Raw genomic sequence first — 11,827 nt, 5'->3', positions numbered from 1 at the left:
AGATCCGGCCGGACGGGGTATCAACTAATCTGGCGTTGATTTTTGGCACGCTGTTGAGTTCTCAAGGAACGGACGCTTCCTTCGTACTCACCCTCTCGGGCTTTCCTCCGGGCTTTTCCCTTCGGTCTTGCGTTTCCGACTCTATCAGATCTTTCCGATCCGATTTCCTCGGTGCTTTCCGGTCCCTTTCGCTTTCACTCCGGGGGCCTTCCGGCGGTTCCGACTCTATCAGATCCTTTCGGCGTCTGATTCCCGGTCAGCGGGAGTTGTCTTTCCGGCTGTTGGGCCGTTCCGACGAGTGAGACTTTAGCGGATTCCCCGCCTCCGACGCTAATCGGGGGCCTGCATCCAAACCTTCGAACGCGGATTCCTCATTTCGCAAAAACGCGCGGAAAGCACGACGGCACGGCAAAGCGCTGTCGGCTTCTGAGGTTCTTGCGGAATGGCTGTCCGGGGCCGACCGGGGTCGGTGCTCACGTCGGACAACTCGGAGAACACTACGGAGACGGTCATGCCGTGTCAACCCCGGCTCGGGGCCCGGTGGCGGAAGGCGTTCCGGTAGGCGCGGGGGCTGGTGGAGAGGTGGGAGGCGAAGTGCTGGCGCATGGTGACCTCGCTGCCGAAGCCGGCGCGGCGGGCCACCTCGGGGAGGGGGTGGTCGGTGAGCTCCAGGAGCTTCTGGGCGGCGGCCACGCGCTGGGTGATGAGCCAGTGCAGGGGGGTGGTGCCGGTGGTGGCCTGGAAGTGGCGGGCGAAGGAGCGGGGGGACATGCCGGCGACGGCGGCCAGGCTCGCGACCGTGTGCGGTTCGGAGAGGTGGGCCAGGGCGTGGGCGTGTACGGCGGCGAGGGCGTCGGCGTCGCGGTCGGCGCGGGGTGTCGGGCGCTCGATGAACTGGGCCTGGGTCCCCGTACGGAAGGGGGCCGTGACCATGGAGCGGGCCACGGTCGCCGCCGCTTCGGCGCCGTGGGCCGTACGGACCAGGTGGAGGCAGAGGTCGATGCCGGCGGCGGTGCCGGCCGAGGTCCAGATGCCGGAGTCCTCGACGAAGAGGGCGTGGGGTTCGACCCGTACCGCCGGGTGGCGGGTGGCGAGGGTCCGGGCCAGGTGCCAGTGGGTGACCGCGCGGCGGCCGTCGAGGAGTCCGGCGCGGGCCAGGACGAAGGCACCCGCGCAGAGCGAGGCGACCGGGATGCCGGTGGCGTGGGCGCGGCGGAGGGCGTCGAGGACCGGGGGCGGGACGTCGGCGTCCGGGTCCTCGACGCCCGGGACGACGACGAGGTCCGTGGGGGTGAGGTCGTCGAGCCAGGTCAGGGGGCGGTCCGGGGTGAGGGTGAGGCCGCCTCGGAGGGGAATGGCGGTGTCCGGGTCGGCGGCTGCCCGGTGGAGGGCGAAGGGAGGGACGCCCCGGAGGGTGCGGTCGCTGTCCCAGACCTCGGTGATGACGGAGACGTCGAAGGCGCGGACGCCAGGGAAGACGAGGAGCGCGATGCGCTGGGGGCGGGTTTCCCGGGGCGGCGCCATGGGTGGCAGTAAACCATCGGTCGGTGGCATTCCGCCCTCTGGGGCGCGGGGCCGGGCGGCGGAAGGATCGTCGGTATGGAGATCGCGGAGAACGCAGCGCTGGTGGTCGTCGACGTGCAGAAGGGCTTCGAGGAGGAGGTGTGGGGGAAGCGGAACAATCCGGAGGCGGAGCGGAACATCGCCGTACTGATCGATCTGTGGCAGGAGACCGGGCGGCCGGTCGTCTTCGTGCGGCACGACTCGGTGGAGGGGTCGCGGTCGCCGCTGCGGGCGGGGCACGTGGGGAACGACTTCAAGGACTTCGTGGAGGAGCGGCGGGGGAAGGGGTCCGGGCCGGAGCTGCTCGTGGTGAAGTCCGTGAACTCGGCGTTCTACGGGGAGCCGTCCCTGGACGCGTGGCTGCGCGGACGGGAGGTCGGGCAGATCGTGGTCGTCGGGATCCAGACCAACATGTGCAACGAGACGACGGCCCGGATGGGCGGGAACCTCGGGTACGACGTGGTGTTCCCGCTGGACGCGATGCACACCTTCGGTCTGGAGGGGCCGTACGGCTGGACGGCGAGCGCGGACGAGCTGACGCGGGCGACGGCGGTGTCCCTGCACGGGGGCGGGTTCGCGAAGGTGGTGGACACGGAGGACGTGGTGCGCGGGGCCTCGTCGGGTGCCGCCGGGGTGCGGTGACCCCGGCGGCGGGGCGGGTCAGCCGTTGCCGGAGGCCAGTTCGCGGCTGCGGTCGCGGGCCGCTTCCAGGGCGGCGATGAGGGCGGCCCGTACGCCGTGGTTCTCCAGCTCGCGGATGGCGCTGATGGTGGTGCCGGCCGGGGAGGTGACGGCCTCGCGGAGCTTGACCGGGTGCTCGCCGCTGTCGCGGAGCATCACGGCGGCGCCGATGGCGGCCTGGACGATGAGGTCGTGGGCCTGGGCGCGGGGCAGGCCGAGGAGGATGCCGGCGTCGGTCATGGCCTCGACCAGGAAGTAGAAGTACGCGGGGCCGGAGCCGGAGAGGGCGGTGGCGGCGTCCTGCTGGGACTCGGGGACGCGGAGGGTCTTGCCGACGCCGCCGAAGATCTCCTCGGTGTGGGCGAGGTGGCCGGGGGTGGCGTGGCTGCCGGCCGAGATGACGGACATGCCCTCGTCCACGAGGACGGGGGTGTTCGGCATGACGCGGACGACGGGGGTTCCGGCGGTGAGGCGTTCCTCGATGAAGGAGGTGGGGATGCCGGCCGCCGCGCTGATGACGAGGCGGTCGGCGGTGACGTGCGGGGCGAGCTCGTCCAGGAGGCGGCCCATGTCCTGGGGCTTGACGGCCAGGATGAGGGTGTCGGCGCGCTTGGCGGCCTCGGCGTTGGTGACGGTCTCGACGCCGTAGCGGGTGCGGAGCTCCTCGGCGCGTTCGGCGCGGCGGGCGGTGACCAGGAGGTTCGCGGGGCGCCAGCCCGCGCGGATCATGCCGCTGAGGAGCGCTTCACCGATCTTGCCGGTGCCGAGGACTGCGACGGTCTGGGTCATGGCTCTGTTCACCTCGCCGGAGGGGGGTACGTGTCGCCATCCTCGCACCGGGGTCGTGGCGGTGCGGCGGGTGTCCGAGGGGCGGTCAGGCCGTGCGGCGGCGGAGGGTGGCGGCGCCGAGGGCGAGGACGAGGAGGGCGCAGCCCGCGACGACGAGGACGTCGCGGACGAAGGCGCCGGTGACGTCGGGGTGGCGGAGGACCTCGTTCATGCCGTCGACGGCGTACGACATGGGCAGGACGTTCGAGACGGCTTCGAGGGCGGGGGCCATGCGGTCGCGCGGGGTGAACAGGCCGCAGAGGAGGAGCTGGGGGAAGATCACGGCCGGCATGAACTGGACGGCCTGGAACTCGGACGCGGCGAAGGCGGAGACGAAGAGGCCGAGGGCGGTGCCGAGGAGGGCGTCGAGGAGGGCCACCAGGAGCAGGAGCCAGGGGGAGCCGACGACGTCGAGGCCGAGGAACCAGAGGGCGAGGCCGGTGGCGAGGGCGGACTGGACGACGGCGAGGAGTCCGAAGGCGAGGGCGTAGCCGGCGATGAGGTCGCCCTTGCCGAGGGGGAGGGCGAGCAGGCGTTCCAGGGTGCCGGAGGTGCGTTCGCGCAGGGTGGCGATGGAGGTCACCAGGAACATCGTGATGAGCGGGAAGACGCCGAGGAGCGAGGCGCCGATGGTGTCGAAGGTGCCGGGGCTCCCGTCGAAGACGTACCGGAGCAGGAAGAGCATCACGCACGGCACGAGGAGCATGAGGGCGATCGAGCGCGGGTCGTGGCGCAGCTGGCGCAGGACGCGGGCGGCGGTGGCGAGGGTGCGGGCGCTGCTCATGGCCGGGGCTCCTGGTGCTGGGTCTGGTCCTGGGCCTGGTGCTGGCGCGGATCCTGGTCTTGGTGCTGGCTCCGTGCCTGGTCCTGGTGCTGGCTCTGGGCCTGATCCCGGTTCTGGCTCCGGGTCTGCTCCTGGTTCTCGCGGGAGGCGGCCGCGTCGACCAGGTGGAGGAAGGCCTCTTCGACGGTGGGGGTGTCGTTGCGGCGGCGGAGGGCCTCGGGGGTGTCCTCGGCAAGGATCTCGCCCTCGCGCATGAGGAGGAGCCGGTGGCAGCGCTCGGCCTCGTCCATGACGTGGGAGGAGACGAGGAGCGTGGTGCCGCGCTCGGCGGCGAGGCGGTGGAAGAGGTCCCACAGGTCGCGGCGGAGGACGGGGTCGAGGCCGACGGTGGGTTCGTCGAGGACGAGGAGTTCGGGGGCGCCGAGGAGGGCGACGGCGAGGGAGACCCGGTTGCGCTGGCCGCCGGAGAGCCGGCCGGCGAGGGCGTCGGCGCGGGAGGTGAGGTCGACGTCGGCGACGGCCCGGTCGACGGCGGCGCGGCGCTCGTGGCGGTGGGCGCGGCCGGGGAGGAGGACGGCGGCGAAGTAGTCGAGGTTCTGGCGGACGGTGAGGTCGTCGTAGACGGACGGCGCCTGGGTGACGTAGCCGATGCGGGCGCGGAGGGCCGGGTCGCCCGCGGGGCGGCCGAGGACGGTGAGGGTGCCGCCGACCTTGGCCTGGGTGCCGACGATCGCGCGCATGAGGGTGGTCTTGCCGCAGCCGGAGGGGCCGAGGAGGCCGGTGACGCGGCCGGCCGGGACGGTGAGGTCGAGGCCGCGCAGGACGGTGCGGTCGCCGCGGACGGCGGTGAGGTCGCGGGCGGTGATCGCCGCCGGGTCGCCGGTTTCGACCTGGCTTCCGCTCTCGCCCGCCGAGTAATTCATCATGTGATGAATAGTGCGCCTGGGGGTGCCGTCGGTCAAGCCTCCGGAAGGTGTCGGGCCGTCCGCCCCGGCGGGGCTACTTGCCGCGCTTGGGCTTCTTGCGGGCGGCCGGGTTGCCCGTGCGGGAGCCCCGGCGCTTCTCGTACCGGGCGAGGGCCGTCTCGTACTCGGCGCGGCGCAGCTTCTCGCCCGGGGCCTCGACCAGGCAGCGGGCGCTGTACGCGAGGAGCGAGCCGATGAAGCCGATCGCCTTGAGGCTGCGCAGGGAGTCCTCGCGGGCCGGGTCGTCCGGGCGGCGCTGGAAGCCCTCCCAGGTCTTGCGGCAGGCGATGGCGCTGCAGACCGCGAACATGACGATCACCAGGCCGTTGACGATGCCGCCGGTGTTCGCGATCCGCAGGCCCTGGAAGGCGAAGCGCAGGACGAAGCAGGCCGCGACGGCGGCGGCGAGCGCGCCGACGGCCAGGCCGGCGCGGCGCAGCGCGTAGTGGCCGGTGCGGTCGACCCAGGTCGTGCCGAAGAAACGGATCTCCTCGGGCCGGGGTCCACCGGTGGCGCCGGTCGCGGCGGCCTTTCCGTCTTCCGTGCCGCCCGCCGGGTGGGGGGTCTGCTCGTCGTCGCTCACGAGGTCGATTATCCCCGGGCGGCGGTGGCGGGGGTCAGGCGCAGCGCGGTGCGACCATGCCGTCGCTGCCCGTGCGCACGTAGGAGTCGGAGACGTACTCCCCCGGCGCGATGCAGTCCCAGACGCGGGTGGTGCCGTACGGGCCGGTGACCCACTCGCCGTACTTCTGGCAGGAGATCGCCACCGTGGCGCCCAGGGGCAGCGCGCGGACGAGGGGGTACTGGGTGCCGGGGCCCGAGCGCACGTTGAGGCGGTAGCCGGGTGCGACCGGGTAGCGGGTGCCGCTCGCCGCCGTCACAGCCGCGGTCGCCGTCACAGCCGCGGTCGCCGTCACCGCCGTGGTCGCCGTCACCGCCGTGGTCGCCGTCGCAGCCGCCACGGCCGGTCCGTCCGCCGTCGTGCCGTTCGTGTCCATCGCGTCCTCCCCCTTGGCGCAAAAGCGCTCCGCCGAGTTTCACTCTCCGCGACGCGCAGGCTAGCAAGCCCCACCGACATCGGAGGTGCCATCCACTAGGCTCGTCGCGTCGCGCACGCGGGCGCGAGGTGACGGGGAATCACACGGGGGTGGGCGATGCCGCCGTTGCGCGGTACCGGTGCCGACCGGGAAGCGGAGGGGCCCGAGTACGCGGGCGACTACCGCCTCCAGGCATGTCTGGGCGCGGGCGGCATGGGCGTCGTGCACCTCGCCTCCTCGGCCTCCGGGCTGCGGCTCGCGGTCAAGGTCGTGCACGCGCGGTACGCGGAGGACCCCGAGTTCAGGGCGCGTTTCCGCCAGGAGGTCGCGGCCGCCCGCAAGGTCAGCGGGGCCTTCACCGCGCCGGTCGTCGACGCCGACCCCGACGCCGTGCGCCCCTGGATGGCGACCCTCTACGTCCCCGGCCCCACCCTCGCCGACCAGGTCAAACGGAACGGTCCGCTGTCCCCCGCCGAGCTGCGCCGGCTCACCGCCGGGCTCGCGGAGGCGCTGCGGGACATCCACCGCGCCGGGGTCGTGCACCGGGACCTCAAGCCCAGCAACGTCCTGCTGACCGACACCGGCCCCAGGGTCATCGACTTCGGCATCTCCCGGCCCGTCGACAGCGACCTGCGCACCGAGACGGGCAAGCTGATCGGCTCGCCGCCGTTCATGGCGCCCGAGCAGTTCCAGCGGCCGCGCGAGGTCGGTCCCGCGGCGGACGTCTTCGCGCTCGGCTCGGTCCTGGTGCACGCGGCGACCGGGCACGGCCCGTTCGACTCCGACAGCCCGTACGTCGTGGCGTACCAGGTCGTCCACGACGAGCCCGATCTGACGGGCGTGCCCGGCGAGCTGGCGCCGCTCGTCGCGCGCTGCCTCGCCAAGGAGCCCGCGGAGCGGCCGACCCCGGCCCAGATCATGCGGGCGCTCCAGCCGCCCTCGTACGCGGCGGAGGCGTTCATACCGGCACAGCGGCGGCGGCCCGCCCTGCCCGGCGGCGGCGAGGACGGCGGCGGTGAGCCCGGCCACGCGCCCGCGTGGGACGCGGACACGCCGGTACGGGCTCCCGGCCCGGCCCCGGCCCGCCGGGGGAGGCTCTTCGGCGGGCGGGTCCGGCCGCGCCCGACGCTCGCCGTCGCCGCCGCGCTCGCGCTCGCCGGGGCCGGTCTGTACGCGGCGCTGAGCCCGGCGCACGACGGCGGGCCCGCGACCGCGCCGCCGCCCCCGGACAAGGTGGCCACCGCCTTCGCGGGCTGGCACACCGGACTCCAGAAGCAGGGGCCGCCGGCGGCTCCCGCCTGCGCCGGCGGCGGGGACGCGCTGTACTGCGCGGCCCCGGGCGTCGGCCTCGCCCGCCTCGACCCGGTGACGGGAGAGGTCCTGTGGTCGCGGACCGCGCCCGTCGAGGAGCAGGCGCCCCGCGCGCCCGTGCTCCTCGCCGGGGACGAGGGGGCGGACGCCCCGGTCGGTGCCGCCGCGCCGACCGGTCCGCTGCGGGCGTACGCGCGCGGGGACGGCTCCCCGCTCTGGACCGCCCGCTCGGGCCTGCCCGAGGTCCACCGGCCGGCCGGTTCCGCCGTCGTCCTGACGGACGGCACCGGCGGTGTCCGGGCGGTCGACGCGCGGAGCGGGAAGGAGCTGTGGCGGCACGGCCTGACCGGCTTCGGGGCGCCGGTCACCGGACCGTACGACGCCCCCTCCGGGCTGCTCGTGGTGTCCGAGATCTCGGCCGACGGGACGCACACGCGCGTGGGCGTGGTCGAGCCCCGGACCGGCGAGGTGGTCCGGCGGCGAAATCTGGAGGGCGATCTCGAACCGCTCGGGTACACCGGCGGCGGCTCGCTGGTCCTCGCCTCCCGGTACGAGGGCGCCCTGGCGGACTCGCTCGTCCTGCTCGGTCCCGGCGACGAGGCGGCCGGGCCCGTGCGTCGGCTGGCCCTGCCGCACCGGTTCGACCTGCGGGGCGCCGTCGTGCGCGGCGCCGTCGTGTACCTGCTCGACGCGGACGGGCACGTGACCGCCTTCGACACCGCCGCCGGGAAGGGGCGGGTGCTGTGGGACCTGGAGACGGCCGCGGGGAACGTCTCCGTGCCGGTCGCCGGTCCCGGCGACCGCCTCTACTTCTCCGTCCAGGACGGGCGGCTGCTCGCCGTGGACACCGCGCGCGGGGCGCTCGCGGGGCAGACCCGGCCGCGCCTGGCGAACGGGCGGCTCAGCGGGTACGTGTCCCTGGTGCCCGCGCCGGTCGTCGCCGGGGACCGGGTGTTCGGGACGGCGCCGGACGGCTCCGTGTTCGCGGTGGACGCGCGCGACCCGGCGTCCTGGTGAACCCCCGGCGGGGACGTACGCGAAGGGGCCCGGAACGTCGGAGAGTTCCGGGCCCCTCTGTACCGCTCCGGGCTCAGCCCAGCTTCGTCACGTCGCGGACCGCGCCCTTGTCGGCGCTCGTCGCCATCGCCGCGTACGCCCGCAGCGCGGCCGAGACCTTGCGCTCGCGGTCCTTCGGCGCGTACACCCCGCCGAGGGCCTCGCGGCGGGCGGCGAGGACGTCCTCGTCGACGAGGAGGTCGATCGAGCGGTTCGGGATGTCGATGCGGACGCGGTCGCCGTCCTCGACCAGGGCGATCGTGCCGCCCGAGGCCGCCTCCGGGGACGCGTGGCCGATGGAGAGGCCCGAGGTGCCGCCGGAGAAGCGCCCGTCGGTGACGAGGGCGCAGGTCTTGCCCAGGCCCCGGCCCTTGAGGAAGGAGGTCGGGTAGAGCATCTCCTGCATCCCGGGGCCGCCCTTGGGGCCCTCGTAGCGGATGACGACCACGTCGCCGTCCGTGACCTGCTTGTTGAGGATCTTCTCGACGGCCTCGTCCTGCGACTCGCAGACGACCGCCGGGCCCTCGAAGGTCCAGATCGACTCGTCCACGCCGGCCGTCTTCACGACGCAGCCGTCGACGGCGAGGTTGCCGCGCAGGACCGCGAGGCCGCCGTCCTTCGAGTACGCGTGCTCCGCGTCGCGGATGCAGCCGTTCGCCGCGTCCGTGTCGAGGGTGTCCCAGCGCTCGGACTGGGAGAAGGCGGTCGCGGAGCGGACGCAGCCGGGGGCCGCGTGCCACAGCTCGATGGCCTCCTCGGACGGGGAGCCGCCGCGCACGTCCCAGGCGTCCAGCCACTCCTTGACGGAGCGGGAGTGGACGGAGTGGACGTCCTCGTTGAGCAGGCCCGCGCGGTAGAGCTCGCCGAGGATGGCGGGGATGCCGCCGGCGCGGTGCACGTCCTCCATGTAGTACGTGCGGTCCTTGGCGACGTTCGGGGCGACCTTGGCCAGGCAGGGGACGCGGCGCGAGACCTCGTCCATGTCGCTCAGGCCGTAGTCGAGCTCGGCCTCCTGGGCGGCGGCGAGCAGGTGCAGGATCGTGTTGGTGGAGCCGCCCATGGCGATGTCGAGGGCCATGGCGTTCTCGAAGGCCGCGCGGGTCGCGATCGAGCGGGGCAGGACGGAGTCGTCGTCCTCGTCGTAGTACCGGCGGGTGATGTCCACGACCGTGCGGGCGGCGTTCTCGTACAGCGCGCGGCGGGCGGTGTGGGTGGCGAGCACCGAGCCGTTGCCGGGGAGGGAGAGGCCGATGGCCTCGGTCAGGCAGTTCATCGAGTTGGCGGTGAACATGCCGGAACACGAGCCGCAGGTCGGGCAGGCGTTCTCCTCGATGCGGAGGATGTCCTCGTCGGAGATCTTGGGGTTCACCGCGTCGGAGATCGCGTCGACCAGGTCGAGCGTGCGGACCGTGCCGTCGACGAGGGTGGCGCGCCCGGACTCCATGGGGCCGCCGGAGACGAAGACCGTCGGGATGTTCAGGCGCAGGGCGGCCATCAGCATCCCGGGGGTGATCTTGTCGCAGTTGGAGATGCAGATCAGGGCGTCGGCGCAGTGCGCCTCGACCATGTACTCCACGCTGTCCGCGATCAGGTCGCGGGAGGGCAGGCTGTAGAGCATCCCGCCGTGGCCCATCGCGATGCCGTCGTCCACGGCGATGGTGTTGAACTCGCGGGGGATGGCCCCGGCGGCCGTGATGGCCTCGGAGACGATCCGGCCGACCGGCTGGAGGTGGGTGTGGCCGGGGACGAACTCCGTGAAGGAGTTGGCGACCGCGATGATCGGCTTCCGGCCGATGTCCGCGCCGGGTACACCGGAGGCGCGCATAAGGGCGCGTGCGCCCGCCATGTTGCGGCCGTGGGTGACAGTGCGGGACCTCAGCTCGGGCATCGTCGCTCGCTCCTCGTGACGGGTGTGCTTGCCTTCGAGCGTACGCCGCCGGACCAAGATCTGGACAGCGTGTCCGCATGTCGGACAGGGTGTTCAGCTTTCGGTCAGGTAGCGCTGGAGGGTCGGGGCCACTTGGGCGACGATCTCCTCCGGGTCGGCGGAGGCCAGCGGCTCGACCCGGATCACGTACCGCAGGATCGCGATCCCGATCATGTGGGAGGCGGCCAGCTCCGCGCGGAACTTGGGGTCCGGTACGTCGAGCTCGGCGGCGATCCGCTCCAGGAGCCGCCGCAGCACGAAGGTCCGGAGCACCGCGGCCGCCGCCTCGTGGGTCAGCGCGGAGCGCACGACGGCGAGGAGCGGGGCGCGGCTGGCCGGGTTCTCCCAGACGCCGATGAAGAAGCGGGCGAGGCGCTCGCCGATGCCGTCGCGGGGGCCGGAGACGATCGCCGGGACGACGGTCGCGGGCTCGAAGGAGACCTCGACGGCGGCGGCGAAGACCTCGTCCTTCGACCCGAAGTAGTGGTGCACGAGGGCCGGGTCCACCCCGGCCGCGCGGGCGATCCCGCGCACCGAGGCCTTGTCGTAGCCGCGCTCGGCGAACTGGTCGCGGGCCGCCTCCAGGATCCGCGCCCGCGCGCCGGGACCGCTCTCCTCGGCGGCACGGGAGGGCCGGCCCCGGCGGCGGGGGGCGGGGGCGCTCTCGGGGTCTTGGGCGGACGCGGGGCCCGGTTCGGCGGTCGGGCCCGGTTCTGCGGCGGGGCCCTGGGCGGACGCGGGGCCGCTCTCGGGGTCCGGTTCGGCCGTCGGTTCCTGGGCGGTCACGGGAGTTCTGGTCCCGTCACGGGCGCGGGGAGCGGGAGGGGCGCCCGGCGGCGGAGGCGAGGTGCAGCCGGGTGAAGGCGAGGGCCTCCGCGAGGTCGGCCTCGCGCTCGGCCGCCGACATCGCGCGGCGGGTGTTGACCTCGATGACGACGTGCCCGTCGAAGCCGGTGACCGCGAGCCGCTCCAGGAGCTCGGCGCAGGGCTGGGTGCCGCGCCCCGGGACCAGGTGCTCGTCCTTGGCGGAGCCCCGGCCGTCGGCGAGGTGCACGTGGCCGAGCCGGTCGCCCATGCGGTCGATCATGGCGAGGGCGTCGGTGCGGGCGGTCGCGGTGTGCGACAGGTCGACGGTGAAGTGCCGGTAGTCGTCCTTGGTGACGTCCCACTCGGGGGCGTACGCGAGCATCTCCCGGTCCTTGTACCGCCACGGGTACATGTTCTCGACGGCGAACCGGACGTCGGTCTCGTCCGCCATCCGCCAGATGCCGCTCACGAAGTCGCGGGCGTACTGGCGCTGCCAGCGGAACGGCGGGTGCACGACGACCGTGGACGCGCCGAGCTTCTCGGCCGCCGCCCGGGCCCGCCGGAGCTTGACCCACGGGTCGGTGGACCAGACGCGCTGGGTGATGAGCAGACAGGGGGCGTGGACGGCCAGGATCGGCACTTGGTGGTAGTCCGAGAGCCGGCGCAGCGCCTCGACGTCCTGGCTGACGGGGTCGGTCCACACCATGACCTCGACGCCGTCGTAGCCGAGGCGCGCGGCGATCTCGAAGGCCGTCGCCGTCGACTCCGGATAGACCGAGGCCGTCGACAGGGCGACCTTCGCATCCGGGACGCGCACCACTGGTTCTGCCACGCAGACAGGGTACGGGGCGGGCCGGGGGGCCGGAGG

At 73.7% G+C, this 11,827-nt stretch carries 11 protein-coding genes; 2 read left to right on the top strand and 9 right to left on the bottom strand.

Going from position 1 to position 11,827, the window contains the following annotated elements; genetic code table 11:
- Window positions 1–519: 519 nt before the first annotated feature.
- Window positions 520–1,524 carry a GlxA family transcriptional regulator gene (locus tag ACIQVI_RS25450; RefSeq protein ID WP_403599751.1) on the bottom strand — a complete coding sequence of 335 codons (1,005 nt, stop codon included), beginning with the start codon at window positions 1,522–1,524 and terminating at the stop codon, window positions 520–522.
- A gap of 75 nt (window positions 1,525–1,599) precedes the next feature.
- On the opposite strand from ACIQVI_RS25450, the gene ACIQVI_RS25445 reads away from it, so the two are divergent.
- Window positions 1,600–2,205, top strand: a complete 606-nt coding sequence (locus tag ACIQVI_RS25445; protein WP_403599748.1) for a cysteine hydrolase family protein — start codon at window positions 1,600–1,602, stop codon at window positions 2,203–2,205.
- A gap of 18 nt (window positions 2,206–2,223) precedes the next feature.
- Here the strand turns inward: ACIQVI_RS25445 and proC are convergent, their stop codons facing one another.
- The 5 genes from proC to ACIQVI_RS25420 form a co-directional block, all read right to left on the bottom strand.
- On the bottom strand, window positions 2,224–3,033 hold the full coding sequence (proC, locus tag ACIQVI_RS25440) for a pyrroline-5-carboxylate reductase (RefSeq protein WP_033212650.1): 810 nt from the start codon (window positions 3,031–3,033) through the stop codon (window positions 2,224–2,226).
- 85 nt (window positions 3,034–3,118) lie between these two features.
- The gene (locus ACIQVI_RS25435) at window positions 3,119–3,856 is read right to left on the bottom strand and encodes an ABC transporter permease (protein WP_403599745.1); all 738 of its coding nucleotides are present in this window, start codon (window positions 3,854–3,856) and stop codon (window positions 3,119–3,121) included.
- Window positions 3,853–4,782 (bottom strand): ABC transporter ATP-binding protein, encoded by a 930-nt coding sequence (locus tag ACIQVI_RS25430; protein WP_403599742.1) that lies wholly within the window; start codon window positions 4,780–4,782, stop codon window positions 3,853–3,855. The genes ACIQVI_RS25435 and ACIQVI_RS25430 overlap by 4 nt, the downstream gene beginning before the upstream one ends.
- 73 nt (window positions 4,783–4,855) lie before the next feature.
- Window positions 4,856–5,308, bottom strand: a complete 453-nt coding sequence (locus tag ACIQVI_RS25425) for a hypothetical protein (RefSeq protein ID WP_403599825.1) — start codon at window positions 5,306–5,308, stop codon at window positions 4,856–4,858.
- Window positions 5,309–5,438: 130 nt separating this feature from the next.
- A complete protein-coding gene (locus ACIQVI_RS25420; RefSeq protein WP_403599739.1) occupies window positions 5,439–5,819 on the bottom strand; it encodes a peptidase in 381 nt (126 codons plus the stop codon).
- Window positions 5,820–5,975: 156 nt separating this feature from the next.
- On the opposite strand from ACIQVI_RS25420, the gene ACIQVI_RS25415 reads away from it, so the two are divergent.
- Window positions 5,976–8,186: a protein kinase gene (locus tag ACIQVI_RS25415; RefSeq protein WP_403599736.1), complete on the top strand. Its 2,211-nt coding sequence runs from the start codon at window positions 5,976–5,978 to the stop codon at window positions 8,184–8,186.
- A gap of 73 nt (window positions 8,187–8,259) precedes the next feature.
- Here the strand turns inward: ACIQVI_RS25415 and ilvD are convergent, their stop codons facing one another.
- From ilvD to ACIQVI_RS25400, 3 genes are all read right to left on the bottom strand, one after another.
- Window positions 8,260–10,113: a dihydroxy-acid dehydratase gene (gene ilvD, locus ACIQVI_RS25410; RefSeq protein WP_403599734.1), complete on the bottom strand. Its 1,854-nt coding sequence runs from the start codon at window positions 10,111–10,113 to the stop codon at window positions 8,260–8,262.
- A 93-nt stretch (window positions 10,114–10,206) separates the two neighbouring features.
- Entirely contained in the window at window positions 10,207–10,938 is a 732-nt protein-coding gene (locus ACIQVI_RS25405) for a TetR family transcriptional regulator (RefSeq protein WP_403599731.1), read from the bottom strand.
- 16 nt (window positions 10,939–10,954) lie between these two features.
- On the bottom strand, window positions 10,955–11,791 hold the full coding sequence (locus ACIQVI_RS25400) for a sugar phosphate isomerase/epimerase (protein ID WP_351970433.1): 837 nt from the start codon (window positions 11,789–11,791) through the stop codon (window positions 10,955–10,957).
- Between the last annotated feature and the right edge of the window lie 36 nt (window positions 11,792–11,827).

Origin of the sequence: Streptomyces sp. NPDC098101, from assembly GCF_044760185.1 — a bacterium.
In the GTDB taxonomy this organism is placed as follows: domain Bacteria; phylum Actinomycetota; class Actinomycetes; order Streptomycetales; family Streptomycetaceae; genus Streptomyces.
The sequence above is the reverse complement of the archived record's forward strand: the minus strand, read 5'-3'. Positions and strand labels throughout refer to the sequence as shown.

Coding starts and splice junctions, on each gene's coding strand:
- ACIQVI_RS25450 (WP_403599751.1), bottom strand. CDS start 1,524: ATGGCGCCGCCCCGGGAAACCCGCCCCCAGCGCATCGCGCTCCTCGTC.
- ACIQVI_RS25445 (WP_403599748.1), top strand. CDS start 1,600: ATGGAGATCGCGGAGAACGCAGCGCTGGTGGTCGTCGACGTGCAGAAG.
- proC (WP_033212650.1), bottom strand. CDS start 3,033: ATGACCCAGACCGTCGCAGTCCTCGGCACCGGCAAGATCGGTGAAGCG.
- ACIQVI_RS25435 (WP_403599745.1), bottom strand. CDS start 3,856: ATGAGCAGCGCCCGCACCCTCGCCACCGCCGCCCGCGTCCTGCGCCAG.
- ACIQVI_RS25430 (WP_403599742.1), bottom strand. CDS start 4,782: ATGATGAATTACTCGGCGGGCGAGAGCGGAAGCCAGGTCGAAACCGGC.
- ACIQVI_RS25420 (WP_403599739.1), bottom strand. CDS start 5,819: ATGGACACGAACGGCACGACGGCGGACGGACCGGCCGTGGCGGCTGCG.
- ACIQVI_RS25415 (WP_403599736.1), top strand. CDS start 5,976: ATGCCGCCGTTGCGCGGTACCGGTGCCGACCGGGAAGCGGAGGGGCCC.
- ilvD (WP_403599734.1), bottom strand. CDS start 10,113: ATGCCCGAGCTGAGGTCCCGCACTGTCACCCACGGCCGCAACATGGCG.